Below are 14,120 nucleotides of genomic sequence, written 5' to 3'. Positions count from 1 at the left end.
AGGAAAAATATCAGGATCATCCGGTGCGCAGGCTGCCAGGTCCCGCAGGTGACGGGCTGAGCGACGGAGGCAACTCCCGAGGCTCCCTTCGGTTTGTTTCGGGACTGGCAGAGAACATAAACTCAATCTTCTGTGCGGACTCTTTGGAGTCTCAGACAGCAAATGGATGTCCGGTTCTGCAGAGAGCAGGAACCACCAGCCGAGAGGCACTGTTGCGTAACGGCAGATTCTGATCAAACCGATAGCGCGCTCTCCTGAGCGCGCCCAGAAAATCCTGTGCTTTTCTGTTGACAAAAACTTACATGGATGCCCGTCATCCGCCCGGAACCATTGGAGCGCTCCAATGGAGCTTACAACTCCCATGAGCAAATCTCCGGGGTGTCAGCGGACCTCTCCGAGCATCGATATTGGTATTGGTCTGGCGATCAATCCCTGACTAGAGGAGATGCGATTGGTATTATCACATTGCCTCACCGTCTAACCAAGGTTTGATGGTGAGGATGGGAGTTCATCCATGAGCCGTAGCATCGCAATCCTAGGCGCACCGTCGAGCATCGGCATCCGTCCCTACGACAACGGCGAAACCAGGCAGCTTAATCGGACCCCGGGAGTTCTACGTGAGCTTGGCCTAGTGCAACACTTGGGTGCCAGCGATCTGGGCGATGTTATTCCGCCCGCGTATCGGGACTACGTCCGTCCACCGGGCTGGGCGCGGAACGAAGCTGAAGTCACTGCTTATTGCCGGATGCTCGGTGAGAGGGTAGAGGCGGCAACCAGCGACCGCCGCTTTGCAGTCGTGCTCGGTGGTGATTGCAGCATCGTGCTCGGATGCCTTTTGGGAGCGCGCCGGTCCGCGCAAGGACCGGTGGGTCTTGTCTATGTCGACGCCCACGCTGACTTCGCGACGCCCGAGGAGTCTCGCACCGGTTCAGTGGCCAGCATGTGCCTCGCCCTTGCTGTCGGTCGCGGCGAGACTCCTTTGGCTCGGCTCGCAGGTGGCGAGCCTCTCGTGCATGGCAAGGATGTCGTTCTGATCGGTCGGCGCGACGCTGCCCAGCCATGGTACGGCCACGCGGCGCTTGCTGCGTCTTCGATTCTAGACATTCCCGGGGCTGCGCTGACTGATCGCGGCGTGGCCGGCGTTGCAGCAGCAGCACTCTTATCGCTTACCTCATCTGGGTCGAGCAAGGAACTGCGAGGGTTTTGGATTCACTTGGATGCCGATGTCATCAATCCAACCGTCATGCCGGCGGTGGATTCGCCCGAACCGGGCGGCCCGACGATCAACGAAGTGGTGGAACTTCTGACTCCGCTCGTCTGCCATCCGCAAGCACTCGGCCTTGAAGTCACTATTTACGACCCTGGACTTGACCCTGACCGAACATGCGCCGCCAGACTTGTTACTTTGCTGGAGAATCTGCTCCTTAGCATCCGCTCGCTTGATACGAGGACCTCATGATCGCTCGAATATGGCACGGAATGGTTCCCACTTCGAAGGGGGATGAATACCTAGACCTCATGCGGAGGGTTGCGCTGCCCGAGTATCTGGCGACGCGCGGAAATCGTGGCGCGTGGTGTTTGTGCCGCACAGAGGCAGAAGTAACTCATTTCGAGATGCTGACGTTCTGGGACGACACCGACGCCATCAAGCGTTTCGCTGGGGACGATTACGGCGTGGCCAAGTACTATGACTTCGACTCCAACTATCTGATTGAAATGGAGGCCCGCGTCCGGCACTACGAAGTATACCCGGAGACCTCGCCCGATCCATTACGCAGTGAGTAGGGCTATGCAATGGATACTGAAAAATTGCTTCGGCCGACCGATACTCTGCAGCCGCGCATCCGTCGGACGTTGCCGAAGCAATTGCGTGGCTAGCCAACGCATTCGGAGTCGGTTACCTGAGGTAAAGCCGTAGCTTTACCACTACTCCGCCAACTCCCGGATGGTCGGCAACCCTTCCGTTATGCGCCCGATCAGCCAGTGCGGGCAAGGTGCGGGTTACCGGTTATCCGCCCACGATCAGCTGCGATTCACATCCGCGTCGGCCTCCCAAGGGGTTTCTCTGAGCTAGCCGTTTTCGGTGCGCGCCTTTATATCCGTGTACGCTGCATCGATGAGCCCGCTTAGTGCTGCGGCATTTGTGGCCGTTCCAGGTCTCAACTTCACATGGCGCATGAACTTGCCGGTGCCTTGCAACAAGCGGGCCGGATCCGGGAGCGCTGCGCCGTGAAAGAACCCCCCGTTTACGTGCGAAGTGAATACATTGACGTAGCCGAAGGGCGCATCTCCCAAACATGCAACCGGACAGTCGTCATGCAAAAGCTCCCGGACTTCGTCCCCACGTTTTCGCATTACCTCAAACCACTGATGCGCGATGGCTCCCAATCCAGCTGCATGCTCTTTCATCCACGCATCGATGGCGGGATCTGAGATTCCATGGACCCTGGTCGACACCTCGAGCTTCGCCGATAAGACACTCCTCCCTACGCTCGAATTTATGCGTGCCTGGTTCAGATGAATTTGAGAGCAAGAAACGGAGTGTTTCGGAGACGAATTCTCGGTAGCCTCTCAATAACGAGAACGGTAAGGAGAGGCATATGAACAGAGCAACGAGAACCGCTGAGCTGGCCAAAGCGACACAGAACGATCCACGCTGGGCATTGATCGTAGTACGCGACGCACTTGTGGACCGCACGTTTTACTACTCTGTAAAGACGACCGGAGTGTATTGCCGTCCGTCGTGTGCCGCCCGCCTGGCGAGGCCTGAGAATGTTCAGTTCCACGGGACCTGCGAGGAAGCCGAGAAAGCAGGCTTCCGCCCCTGCAAGCGATGCAAGCCGACGGAGCCTTCCCTGGCAAAGCGGCACGCGGCGACGATTGCGAAGGTATGCCGAATGATCGAGACGTCGGAGGAGTCGCCGAGTCTTAACAAACTAGCAGAATATGCCGGGATGAGTGCCTTTCACCTTCACCGGACCTTCAAAGCCGTGACCGGTCTGACTCCGAACGGCTACGCGGCAGCACATCGCGCACACCGGGTGCGCGCAAAGCTAGGCAATAATCAGTCGGTAACCGATGCGATCTACGACGCCGGGTTCAATTCAAACAGTTGTTTCTACGAGACATCCAATGCGGTATTAGGTATGACCCCGTCGAACTTCCGCGCAGGAGGCGCTAACACGGACATCCACTTCGCGATCGGCGAATGCTCGCTAGGGTCGATCCTGGTGGCCAAGAGCGAGCGTGGAGTGTGCTGCATTCTCCTCGGCGAAGATCCGGCCCTGTTGATTCACGACCTGCAAGACCAATTTCCGAAAGCGAACCTAATCGGTGACGAAAGTCGCTATGAGGACCTGGTCGCAAAGGTGGTCGGTCTGATCGAAAAGCCAGGTGTTGGCCTCGATCTTCCTCTCGACATCCGGGGCACCGCATTCCAACAGCGAGTGTGGAAGGCGTTGCAACAGATACCTGTAGGCTCGACCGCAAGCTACGCGGACATCGCCAAGCAGATCGGCATGCCAAAGGCAGTTCGGGCAGTGGCCCAGGCCTGCGGAGCTAATACGCTGGCTGTTGCAATTCCATGTCACCGTGTTATCAGGAACGACGGCGCTCTTTCAGGATATCGCTGGGGAGTGGAACGAAAACGTGTACTTCTCGACCGGGAGGCCCACGCATGAGTACCCTCTTCACCGATGTGACCGCCGCCGGCACGAACAGAGATGCGGGGGAATTCACGCCCGAGGAAGCCGTACCACGCGTCGACCCTCTCGGCTGGCAGCGTATCGGCAAAGAATTGGACGAGCAGGGCAGCTCGCTGCTCCCAGGCGTTCTATCTCGCGAGGAATGCCAGGCACTTGCCGGCGTGTATCCAGAGGATGGCCTCTTTCGCAGCCGTGTTGTCATGGGGCGACATGGATTTGGGCGCGGTGAGTACAAATACTTCAGCTATCCGCTGCCCCAGGTGATTCAGGAGCTTCGGACGGCGCTCTATTCGCGTCTCGCACCTGTCGCCAACGGCTGGAATATCGCTATGGGCATCGATGTACGCTATCCCGACAAGCACCACGAATTCCTCCAACGATGCCATAATGCAGGACAGCTCCGACCCACGCCATTGCTTCTGCAATATGGCGAAGGTGATTACAACTGTCTGCACCAGGACGTCTACGGTGAACATGTCTTCCCAATACAGGTAGCTATCCTGTTGTCGGAGCCGGGAAGGGATTTCACCGGAGGCGAATTCGTACTTACCGAACAACGTCCTCGCATGCAGTCGCGGCCAGAGGTGGTTCCGCTGCGCCAAGGTGACGCTGTGGCCTTCGCGGTACATCATCGTCCGGTACAGGGAACGCGCGGCACGTATCGGGTCAACCTGCGGCATGGCGTCAGCCGACTGCGCTCAGGACGGCGTCATACAGCGGGCATCATCTTCCACGACGCTACATAGGAGCGCGATGACGTTGAACCTTTTTGGAGAAATCTCGGAACACGAGCTCTCGAATGACAGCCTTGGGCCTGGCACTGCGATCCTGCATGGCTTCGCCTTGCCTGCCGAGGTCGCGCTGCTAAAAGCATTGGACGGAGTGGTCGAGAAATCATTGTTCCGTCACATGGTCACGCCTGCAGGATTTCGCATGTCCGTAGCGATGACCAACTGCGGCGCTCTCGGCTGGGTGACGAACAGATCGGGCTATCGTTACGACGCCAATGACCCTGAAAGTCAAAGACCTTGGCCGCAAATGCCGGATTGTTTCATGGAATTGGCCACCACTGCGGCAAAAGAGGCTGGCTTTCCCGCATTCGCCCCCGATGCGTGTCTCGTCAATCGCTACGAACCAGGCTCCAGGCTCACTCTGCATCAGGACAAAAACGAACGTGACTTCGGTCAGCCAATCGTCTCTGTCTCACTCGGCCTCCCAGCTGTGTTCTTATTCGGAGGAGATGAGCGCGCCGACAAGACGATTCGGGTTCCCGTCGCCCACGGTGATGTGGTGGTCTGGGGCGACCCGGCGCGGCTACGGTACCATGGCGTGATGCCCCTCAAGATGGGCGCCCATCCATCGGTGGGCGCATATCGCGTCAATCTCACCTTCCGTAAGGCAGCTTAGGCAGGAAGGGAGAAGACTTTGGTCGTCTTGATGCCCGTCCTCTATATTTCAATCAATTTTGAAAATCTCAATCCGGCAACAGCAAGAAATAAGCCACCAACTCCCACTACTAATGCCATCAGACCATGCATCGCGGCCATGTGACCGACGCGCGACGTGCGGCTGGGCGTACGCTGGCGACATCGGCCAGCAACTAAAGCTCTGCTAATCCTAGGGCGCTGATGAGCTTGGGCCGTGGCTCAAGCTCATCCCTCGTCCTTCTTGAATTACCCTTCATGACAATTTTGTTCGGGTATGTCCACGTCATCAAGACGTAATACTGAAACCGACAGTCAGTTCGACCAACACATTCGAAGCTAAAGGTCGGGTCACCTATCACTTTTGATGGTTGACAGGTTAAGTTGCGGATCAGATAATGAGCCTCCACACGGCCTTTCAAGGCCCATAGCCTTCAACGCCCGCTTTACTGCGAGGTGAGCCAGAATCACGGTGATAGTTACGCCGACTGGGGAGGAGGTCATGCATTGAATGCACAAGGTCCAAAAGCGCACGTCGTGGTTGTGGGCGGCGGCTTCGCCGGGTTGGCTTGCGCTCGCGCACTGGCCAAGACGAATGACGTCCGGATCACGCTGATTGACAAGAACAACTATCACCAGTTCCAGCCCATGCTGTATCAGCTTGCCACGGCGGCGATAGGTACAGACGACATCGCAACTTCCCTTCGTCATTCTCTTCGTCGCCGTGCCAATGTCGAAGTGAAAATGGCAGAGGTGACCGCGGCCGACCCTAAGACACGCACGGTGACTACCCGAGACGGCAAGAGCTACCAGGGAGACTTCCTCGTGTTGGCGGCAGGATCGCAAGCAAACTTCTTTGGCACGGCCGGTGCGAAAGAAAATGCGTTTCCACTCTATTCGATCCAAGAAGCCCAACAGTTGCGCTCCCGAATCCTAACCGTTTTCGAGGACTCAGACCGGGAACCGAAACTAGCAGAGCAAGGTGCGCTAAATTTCGTGATCGTCGGTGGAGGACCTACAGGTGTCGAGATGGCCGGGTCGTTGGCTGACATGATCAGGTTAACCATGACGCGCGAATACACCGACCTCGCAGTGAAACACGCACAGGTCTATCTGGTCGACCATGGGCACGCTCTTCTGGGAGCCTTTTCAGAAGAGGCCCACGATTATGCCTCACGGGTACTCCAAAAGAAAGGGGTCAAACTTCGGTTAGGTATAGGAGTGAAAGAAGTGGCTCCCGATCACGTGCTACTTTCCGACGGCACGTCGATTCAAACACGCACAGTGATTTGGGGAGGCGGGTTATCGGCCTCACCTTTGTCGGCAAGTGCAGGGCTACCGCGCGGGCATGGCGGACGGATTGATGTGCGGCCGGACCTCACGGTTGATGGCTTCCCAGGTGTTTACGTATTGGGCGACTTCGCGAATATTCCCAGCCCTGAAGACGAGTCCCTGCCGCAACTGGGGTCTGTGGCACAGCAGAGTGGGGCCTGGGCCGCGAAGAACATTCTGGCCGAGATCGCGAGCGAACCTCGAACTGCGTTTCACTATCACGACAAGGGAATCATGGCGATGATCGGGCGCAACGCGGCGGTGGCGGCGGTCGGAAAGAAAAGGCATGAACTCGAGGGTCCCATCGCCTTTGCTGCGTGGATTGGCGTACATGCGCTACTGATGTCAGGTGTCCGGGAGAGGGTGGAAGCCTTCATTAATTGGGCCTGGGACTATTTCGGCAGGTCGCGGGCAATTCAAATATTGGACCGTGCCGATGTGAGCCGCATCGACTGGGACAAAACGGAAAGCGAGGATCTCCCTTCGATGAGTGGGCAGAGTGCCCGTTGACTCGCCGAGAAGACAAAGCCTTCTGCATGGGCTCGCCGAATCAGCTTTGTGCTGCTGGGCTGAAGGAACGACACGGCGGTTTTGGGTTACTGTCCGGTGCGAATCGCGGTGGCCTCTCTTCTTACCGCGGTGCTCATTAGCGCGATGGGGCGGCGTCTTCCGTAACGTCTTGCATCATTGGCCTTAAAGGAGACTCAAGCAATGTCGAAACGAGCGGCAGTCATTCCGTTGATAGTTCTGGTTGTCGCCGCGCTATTGTTTTTTGTGATCAGTGGCCGGTGGACCTCGTGGTTCGGCGGTCGCGCCGAGCAACGGACCGACGACGCCTATGTCCAGGCGGACATGACCCCGTTGAGCACCCGTATCTCTGGAACGGTGCGGAAGATGAAGGTCGAAGACTTCGACACGGTGAAAGCCAGCCAGGTGCTGGTTGAAATCGCCGACGACGACTATCGCGCGATCGTGGAGCAGGCAAAGGCGGCACTAGCCGCATCGCAGGCGGCGCTCGAAGACAACCAGGCAGCGAAAAGAATCCAGGAAGTCAAGATCCAAAGCGCGGAGGCGATGGTCGCCGAGGCGGAGGCGGCGGTCAGCACCGCGCGAGCTGGCATTGCCTCCACGCAGCCGGACGTCGAGCGGACGGCACTTGAGCGCAAACGCCAGGAGGCGCTGTTGGCCTCCAAGGCGACGACGCTGCAGCAGCTTCAGTCCGCGGTAGCGAACGCGGAGAGCAACTCTGGACTGCTGGCCAGCCGTCAGGGTGACTTGGCCCGGGCGCAGGCCGCGCTGACGAGCAGCCGGGTGCAGATCGAGGCCGAGAAGCGGGAGCTCGCCGCACTCGACAGCCGAGACGCACTCTACAGGGCGGACATTCAAGCAAAAAAGGCGGCAATCACCGTGGCCGAAGTCAATCTCAGCTACACTCGCATCACCGCGCCCGCCAACGGCGAGGTCGGCAAGCGCGATGTGCAGGAAGGGCAGCTGGTCACGCCGGGCATGCAGATGGTCGAGCTGGTCAGGGGCGACGTGTGGATCCTAGCCAACTACCTGGAGACGCAACTGACCAACATCCGAAAGGGAGATGTAGCCGACATCAAGATCGACGCCTTTCCAGGTGTCGTGCTGCACGGGAAGGTGGTACAGATCGCGCCGGCCAGCGGTTCGCAGTCTGCGCTTCTGCCTCCCGACAACGCCACGGGAAATTTCACCAAGGTCGTGCAGCGAATACCAGTGAAGATTGCGCTGGATCCGGGACATCCGCTGCAAGGCAGGTTGCGGCCGGGGCTGTCCACGGAGGTGACAATCCATGCTTCAGGAAGGTCCTCGGACAAGAATGCAAATGCGGAGGGCCCTCAATCTTGAGCACTCCTCCTGCTTCTTCGTCGCGATCGACGCCTACTGCGTCCGCTACAGTCGCTTCAGCCGTTACGACCCATCCGATATTGGGCGTCTTCGGCGTGCTCTTTGGGGCGATGATCTCAAAATGCGCCGGACAGTTGCTCAGCGTGGGTCTGGCGGACTTGCGCGGCGCTTTGCACCTCGGTGTGGACAATGCCTCCTGGCTGGGTACGGCGTTCAATGCCGCGATGATGTTCATCGGTCCATTCTCTGTATATCTGGGCGGTCTGTTCGGCGTGCGCCGGGTACTGCTGGCGTGCGGGGCCCTGTTCACGCTCGTCAGCGTCCTCCTGCCATTTGCTGGAAGCTTGCCGATCATGCTGGCGCTGTTGGTGTTTGCGGGTCTTACGGCGGGGACATTCTACCCACTCACGCTGTCTATTGTTCTGCGCAACCTGCCCATGAAGTATGTACTGCTGGGGATCGCGGTGTACGCCATGGACGTTGTCATTACATTGAACATCACAACTTCGCTCGAAGCCTGGTACATGAATCACTTGTCATGGCATTGGATCTTCTGGAACAGCGCGGTACTCACGCCAGTCATGATGGTGCTTATTTACTTTGGCATCCCTTGGCAGCCGTTGCCAAAACCCAAAGAGGGACAGCCCAAACCGAGCTGGGAAGGCTTTTTCTATGTGAGCCTCGGGTTTGCGCTGATGTATATAGCGCTCGCGCAGGGGCAGCGGCTGAATTGGATGAACTCCGCGACGATCATTGCGTTGGTCGTTACCGGACTCTTTCTGTTGCTGGCGGCCTTTTTTCGCCGCCTGAGACTGCGACACGGGCTGGTCAATTTAAAGTTCCTCATGCGGCGAAACATAGTGTTGCTCGGGTTGACCGTAGTCTTCTTCGAATTCGACCTGCTGGCGACGCTCTTGTTGCTACCAAACTATCTCGGAGCCGTCCAAGGCTATCTCCCGCTGCAAACCGGGCCGGTGATGCTTTGGGCAGGCCTGCCTCAGTGCATCTTCGGGCTACTTGCAATGTATCTGCTGAGGTACATCGACGCCCGGCTGATCCTGACTGCAGGCTTCACTCTGATAGCGGTCGCCTGCCTGATGAACGCGCAACTTTCCTCAGCATGGTCGGGCGCCAACTTCTTGCCTTCGCAGGCGGTCATGTCCGTTGGTCTGGCGCTCGCCTTCAACGCTTTGGTGGGCGCCATCATACTTGAGTTAGTTAACAGCGGCGCCCTCAGGCACCCGCTCGACAGCCTGACGTTTGGTGGGTTCTTCCAGACGGTGCGCCTCTTCGGCGGTCAGATAGGGACCGCGTTCATGGTGCACTTTCTCTCCGTGCGCGAGCAATTCCACTCGAACATTTTGGGTCTTGGAGTGCAGCTGGGCGACACGGCGACACGGCAGCGCCTGTTCTCATTGAGTACGGCAATGGACCCCCATTCGACTGGGGCCAACATGGCGATCGGAAGAGCCTTAGAGATCTTAGATCTGCAGGTGCGGCGGCAAGCGTTCACACTCGCCATCACGGACAGTTTCACGCTGGCCGCCTGGTCGGCTGCCTGCTGTCTGATTGTCGTCGCGTGCGTGTCGCGCGTTCCAACACAGTTCCGGAAGGTTGTAGCAGCCGCAAAGGCGGATTGAGCAAACTGAAAGGACCTCGATATGCAGCTGAACCCGAAACGACGATCCTCGGCAAGACTCATGCTCATCGTTATCGGCGCGTCATTGCATCTTGGCCTCTTGGGAATCGCGTCCGCTCAAGGCAATCCTGCGATGGAGTTGACGCTGTCACAGGCCATCGATCTCGCCCTCAAACAAAACCGAAGCCTCAAGATGGCGCAACTTGCGGTCGTCGACAGCGAGCAAAAGAAAAAGATCGCTCGTGCCGATTATTTTCCGCGGATAACAAACCAGTCCACTGCTTTCCATGTGACCGAGCTGCAGCAATTGGTGGTTCCGGAGGGGGCCCTCGGGGTTTACGGGACCACAGGGCCGATCCCCGCCAAGACCGAGGTCATCGGCCAGGGAACGTTTACAGCCTACACCAGCGGCACCGGACTGTCGCAGCCTTTGACGCAGATGTTCAAGATCCACCAGGAAAACCGCGCCGCCACGGCCGACATCAACTCCGCGAAGATCCAGGTAAACCAGGCGCAAAATGATATCGCGCTGAAGGTCAGACAGCTATACTACGGAATTTTGATCGCCCAACTAATGCGAGAGGCGGCAAAACAAGAGGAGGACGCGACGCAGGTAAAGCTCCGGGAGAACACAAGCTCCGTCGAACAGGGGAGCGCGCTGGAGGTCGTAGCGTTGGAGAGCCACGCGGCGCTGCTCGGCGCGAAACAAACGGTCCTGACGCAAAACCTGCAGATCCGCGATCTGACTCTTGAGCTAAATCACCTGCTGGGCCTGCCGTTGAAAACACAATTACAGCTAAGGGAAGAGCCCTCCGTTGCCGCTGCATCAATTCCCGCGCGCGACGAGTGCGTCCGCACCGCACGCGAGCAGAGCCCCGAGATACGAGCAGCCCAGCAGGCAGTCGAAAAAGCCAAGGCGGGACTGGCGGCAGCGAAAGACAAATTTATCCCAGATCTGAGCATATTTGCCAGACATAGCTATCAGAGCGGGATCCCGTTCCTCGTGCACAATTTCGGCACCTTTGGAGTCATATTCACCTACGACCTTTTCGAGGGCGGACGCCGCAACGCAGAGATCAACGAATCGCGCACAATGCTTTCCAAAGCGGAACTCAATCTCACCAATGTGGAGGATGAGGTCACAGTTCAGGTTGAGATCGCCTATGACAAGGTTGAACAGATGCAAAGCTTGGTGACAGTGGCAGAGGAAGCCTTGAAGGCGCGAACAGAAGCGGCCCGGGTCGCAGAACGCCAAGTCGAGCAGAATAAGGCCCTCGCCTCCGCCCACGCCGAGGCGGCTGCAAAGACGAGTTCGGCCAAAGCCTCTCTGCTCGAAGCGAACTTGGGATTGTCGTTGGCACAAGGCGAACTGAAACGCGCAATGGGAGAGATCCCACGCTAGCGCTTCGAGAGGGAACATAAAGGGAGGACAGCCATCGTCGCCATGCGTCGCCGAATCAGCTTCGTGCTGCGAGGCGGAGGATATGCCACCGCAGTTTTGGATTACCGTGCAGTGCGAATCACGGTAGCCTCTCTTCTTACCGGGCTGATGATCGGCGCGGTTGGCAGCGCCTTCCGTATCCTGCTGAGCAAAGCCGACGATTTGCGCTACGCCCTCGTAGTCTGGGCGCATGCCTGGCCTTATCTCGGATGGCTGGCACCAGTGGCGCTTGGAATTATTGGCGCAGTTGTGGCGCGTCTGATGGTGGCGAGGTTCGCTCCCGAGGCCGAAGGCAGCGGCGTGCAGCGTGTGGAAGCAACCTTCGCCGGCGAGGTCAAGCCGATGCTGCGCGCCTCCATCATTCTGCCCGTTAAGTTCTTCGGGGGCTTCCTGGCCATCGGTTCCGGACTGGCGCTCGGTCGCGAAGGTCCAACGGTGCAAATGGGCGCCTCACTCTCCGGTGTGGTCTCGGGCTTGCTGGTGAAGCAGGACGAGGATAGACGAGTAATTGAGGCGGCCGGGGCCGGTGCTGGTCTGGCAGTCGCCTTTAATGCTCCCATCGGCGGCTCAGTCTTCGTGTTCGAAGAACTGACGTCCAGCTTCACTCCCTGGCTGCTCGTTGCCACCCTTGCCGCCACGACTTTTGCTGTGTGGATCATGCGACTGATTCTTGGCAATCATTTTGATTTCATGGTCCGCCAGGTCAGCCTGACCACCGTGTGGGAGGGCTGGCCCTTCCTCGTTCTCGGTTTGCTGCTGGGAGCCGGTGGTGCACTCTACAACTCGACCATTATCGGTCTGCTTCGTCTTTGTGATCGCTTTGCCCGGGTATCATCCGTTCAACGTGCAGCGCTTATAGGGGCCGTGGTCGGACTGGTGGGGTGGTTTGCACCGGCGATGATTGGCGGGGGAGACAACCTCACCCAAGCAATACTGACACAGCGATTCACTACTGCCGCTCTTGCAGGAATCTTCCTGCTGCGCTTTGCCATCGGCCCGTGGTCATACGCCGCAGGTTGCCCCGGAGGACTCTTTGCGCCGATGCTGGTGGTAGGGGCCTCCTTCGGCGCGCTTTTTGGCGAGGTGCTGAACCACTTCCTGCCCGCGCTGGGTATCACTCCCTTCGCCTGTGCTGTGGTCGGCATGGCCGCGCTGTTTACCGCCTGTGTACGCGCGCCGCTCACTGGAATCGTGCTGGCGGTAGAGATGACAGGACGTGGCGATCTCACGCTCCCGCTCCTTTCGGCTTCGCTGATGGCGATGTTGATAACCATGATGCTGGACAGCGAACCGATCTATGAGACCTTGAAACGCCGCATGCTCGAACGGCAGGCAAAAGGGGAAGGGGCCATCGCCGCCCGACGCGCAGGAATTGAACTGTCCCACTGACGCACGGACAGGGCGGTCGTCAAGAGCTCGATTGACGGGGGCGTTAATCATGATCGTCCGATGTGTTTCCAGCTTCTTTATAACGGAGCACTCTACGTGGGTGGCCGAATGGGCATGGGGATTGCTATTGACCGTGTTGACTGTCCTCATCCACACGTCGGGCCTATGGATGGTAAGGCAGACGGCGCTTCGGGCTTTCAGCCATCCCGTTCTTTGCCGCCACCACAGGGCCAGGTTTCTCACGATCACCTCTGGCATGACCTTGTCGGCGGCGGCCCTGCACGGAATGGAGGCCGCTCTCTGGGCGCTTGCGTATCGATTTCTCAAAGCCTGCCTGATTATCAGGTAGCAATGCTTTACTCGCTGAACGCGATTACAAGCTATGGCCACGCGAACCTGCAGCTGGAAGACCGCTGGCACCTCATGGGCGCAATGGAGTCGCTGAACGGGTGGCTCTTATTCGGGCTGAGCACCGCCTTCCTGTTCGCCATGATGCAGAGGCTTTCGTCATTAGATAGCAAGTGAGAACACGGACCCCGGCCAGCTTACAAGTCTGGCGCTGGTGGCTCTACTTTATGCCAGGAACTCGCGGTCACAAGATTATTCATATGGGCGCTCGATACGCACACCTTGGTCAACCGACACTACGTAGTGCCGTAGAAGAAGGTCTTTGCAGTCACCGATGCTGACTGGGGGAAGGGAATTGTAAAGGAACTGGCCGACTGGCTGGGCAAGCAGGCGCCTGAATTGCCGTTGAGCCTCCTCTGGATTCACGATAGGGTGACGATAGCCCATAGGCAGACTCCACCCATCCAAATGCACTTGCGCTTCGAGGCAGCGATCTTATCCCGGATACGTTCTCCCATCACCTCCCGCTCAAACTGCGCAAAGGACAGGAGCACACTCAATGTCAGTCTTCCCATCGAGGTCGTGCTATTGAACTGCTGCGTGACCGAGATAAAGGGAAGAGAGCTGCTTGGCGTTCCCGACCGGGCTTCAGTAAAAGGCAAAAGGAACTACGCGATGTTGGCCGTACTCCTGGGCTGCGGTCTACGTCGATCGGAACTCACTCGGCTCACCGTAAGCCATCTTCAGCAACGAGACGGCCACTGGGCGATCGTCGACCTGTTCGGAAAGGGCGGGCACGTCCGTACCGTTCCCGTCCCGGCCTGGGTGAAGGTGGCTATTGACTCATGGCTTGCTATCGCCGGTATCGACACTGGAATCATCTTCCGCTGTGTCAGCAGGACCGGCCACGTTTGGGGTAACCGCCTCAGTGAGAAAGCGGTCTGGTGGGTCGTTCGTGAATACGCGAAACT

At 58.2% G+C, this 14,120-nt stretch carries 14 protein-coding genes; 12 read left to right on the top strand and 2 right to left on the bottom strand.

The annotated features are described in order from the left end of the window. Positions 1 to 514 precede the first annotated feature (514 nt). Both Q363_RS25710 and Q363_RS25705 read left to right on the top strand, forming a co-directional pair. Entirely contained in the window at positions 515 to 1,459 is a 945-nt protein-coding gene (locus tag Q363_RS25710; RefSeq protein WP_035356527.1) for an arginase family protein, read from the top strand. Next, positions 1,456 to 1,785 carry a hypothetical protein gene (locus Q363_RS25705; RefSeq protein ID WP_035356525.1) on the top strand — a complete coding sequence of 110 codons (330 nt, stop codon included), beginning with the start codon at positions 1,456 to 1,458 and terminating at the stop codon, positions 1,783 to 1,785. The genes Q363_RS25710 and Q363_RS25705 overlap by 4 nt, the downstream gene beginning before the upstream one ends. 285 nt (positions 1,786 to 2,070) lie before the next feature. Here Q363_RS25705 and Q363_RS25700 read toward each other — a convergent pair whose 3' ends face one another. Then, the gene (locus tag Q363_RS25700) at positions 2,071 to 2,457 is read right to left on the bottom strand and encodes a DUF1801 domain-containing protein (RefSeq protein WP_035356524.1); all 387 of its coding nucleotides are present in this window, start codon (positions 2,455 to 2,457) and stop codon (positions 2,071 to 2,073) included. 143 nt (positions 2,458 to 2,600) lie between these two features. On the opposite strand from Q363_RS25700, the gene ada reads away from it, so the two are divergent. The 9 genes from ada (at position 2,601) to Q363_RS44740 (ending at position 13,326) form a co-directional block, all read left to right on the top strand. Next, positions 2,601 to 3,680, top strand: a complete 1,080-nt coding sequence (ada, locus tag Q363_RS25695) for a bifunctional DNA-binding transcriptional regulator/O6-methylguanine-DNA methyltransferase Ada (protein ID WP_035356523.1) — start codon at positions 2,601 to 2,603, stop codon at positions 3,678 to 3,680. Next, entirely contained in the window at positions 3,677 to 4,450 is a 774-nt protein-coding gene (locus tag Q363_RS25690; RefSeq protein ID WP_035356522.1) for a 2OG-Fe(II) oxygenase, read from the top strand. The genes ada and Q363_RS25690 overlap by 4 nt, the downstream gene beginning before the upstream one ends. Positions 4,451 to 4,457: 7 nt before the next feature. Next, positions 4,458 to 5,111: a DNA oxidative demethylase AlkB gene (gene alkB, locus Q363_RS25685; protein ID WP_035356521.1), complete on the top strand. Its 654-nt coding sequence runs from the start codon at positions 4,458 to 4,460 to the stop codon at positions 5,109 to 5,111. Between the two features lie 524 nt (positions 5,112 to 5,635). Continuing rightward, positions 5,636 to 6,970 (top strand): NAD(P)/FAD-dependent oxidoreductase, encoded by a 1,335-nt coding sequence (locus Q363_RS25680; RefSeq protein WP_035356519.1) that lies wholly within the window; start codon positions 5,636 to 5,638, stop codon positions 6,968 to 6,970. Between the two features lie 201 nt (positions 6,971 to 7,171). After that, complete coding sequence (locus Q363_RS25675) at positions 7,172 to 8,332, top strand: HlyD family secretion protein (protein ID WP_051979320.1); 1,161 nt, start codon at positions 7,172 to 7,174, stop codon at positions 8,330 to 8,332. Positions 8,333 to 8,412: 80 nt separating this feature from the next. Then, positions 8,413 to 9,972, top strand: a complete 1,560-nt coding sequence (locus Q363_RS25670) for an MFS transporter (protein ID WP_245632472.1) — start codon at positions 8,413 to 8,415, stop codon at positions 9,970 to 9,972. A 21-nt stretch (positions 9,973 to 9,993) separates the two neighbouring features. After that, positions 9,994 to 11,373: a TolC family protein gene (locus Q363_RS25665; protein WP_035356515.1), complete on the top strand. Its 1,380-nt coding sequence runs from the start codon at positions 9,994 to 9,996 to the stop codon at positions 11,371 to 11,373. A gap of 96 nt (positions 11,374 to 11,469) precedes the next feature. Further along, complete coding sequence (clcA, locus tag Q363_RS25660) at positions 11,470 to 12,801, top strand: H(+)/Cl(-) exchange transporter ClcA (protein ID WP_211256345.1); 1,332 nt, start codon at positions 11,470 to 11,472, stop codon at positions 12,799 to 12,801. A gap of 351 nt (positions 12,802 to 13,152) precedes the next feature. Then, positions 13,153 to 13,326, top strand: a complete 174-nt coding sequence (locus Q363_RS44740) for a hypothetical protein (protein ID WP_245632471.1) — start codon at positions 13,153 to 13,155, stop codon at positions 13,324 to 13,326. 245 nt (positions 13,327 to 13,571) lie between these two features. Here Q363_RS44740 and Q363_RS44735 read toward each other — a convergent pair whose 3' ends face one another. Beyond that, entirely contained in the window at positions 13,572 to 13,724 is a 153-nt protein-coding gene (locus Q363_RS44735; protein ID WP_245632473.1) for a hypothetical protein, read from the bottom strand. 100 nt (positions 13,725 to 13,824) lie between these two features. On the opposite strand from Q363_RS44735, the gene Q363_RS44730 reads away from it, so the two are divergent. Then, positions 13,825 to 14,120 (top strand): tyrosine-type recombinase/integrase (locus Q363_RS44730; RefSeq protein ID WP_169747128.1); only part of this gene is annotated, 296 nt, incomplete at its 3' end.

The organism is Edaphobacter aggregans DSM 19364, from assembly GCF_000745965.1.
Taxonomy (GTDB): Bacteria; Acidobacteriota; Terriglobia; order Terriglobales; family Acidobacteriaceae; genus Edaphobacter; species Edaphobacter aggregans.
Note: the sequence above shows the minus strand (reverse complement) of the source record. Positions and strands in the feature narration are given on the sequence as shown.

Bases quoted from the DNA above. Each gene is read 5' to 3' on its own strand.
- Q363_RS25710 (WP_035356527.1), top strand. From the start codon at position 515: ATGAGCCGTAGCATCGCAATCCTAGGCGCACCGTCGAGCATCGGCATC.
- Q363_RS25705 (WP_035356525.1), top strand. From the start codon at position 1,456: ATGATCGCTCGAATATGGCACGGAATGGTTCCCACTTCGAAGGGGGAT.
- ada (WP_035356523.1), top strand. From the start codon at position 2,601: ATGAACAGAGCAACGAGAACCGCTGAGCTGGCCAAAGCGACACAGAAC.
- Q363_RS25690 (WP_035356522.1), top strand. From the start codon at position 3,677: ATGAGTACCCTCTTCACCGATGTGACCGCCGCCGGCACGAACAGAGAT.
- alkB (WP_035356521.1), top strand. From the start codon at position 4,458: ATGACGTTGAACCTTTTTGGAGAAATCTCGGAACACGAGCTCTCGAAT.
- Q363_RS25675 (WP_051979320.1), top strand. From the start codon at position 7,172: ATGTCGAAACGAGCGGCAGTCATTCCGTTGATAGTTCTGGTTGTCGCC.
- Q363_RS25665 (WP_035356515.1), top strand. From the start codon at position 9,994: ATGCAGCTGAACCCGAAACGACGATCCTCGGCAAGACTCATGCTCATC.
- Q363_RS44740 (WP_245632471.1), top strand. From the start codon at position 13,153: ATGCTTTACTCGCTGAACGCGATTACAAGCTATGGCCACGCGAACCTG.
- Q363_RS44735 (WP_245632473.1), bottom strand. From the start codon at position 13,724: ATGGGAAGACTGACATTGAGTGTGCTCCTGTCCTTTGCGCAGTTTGAG.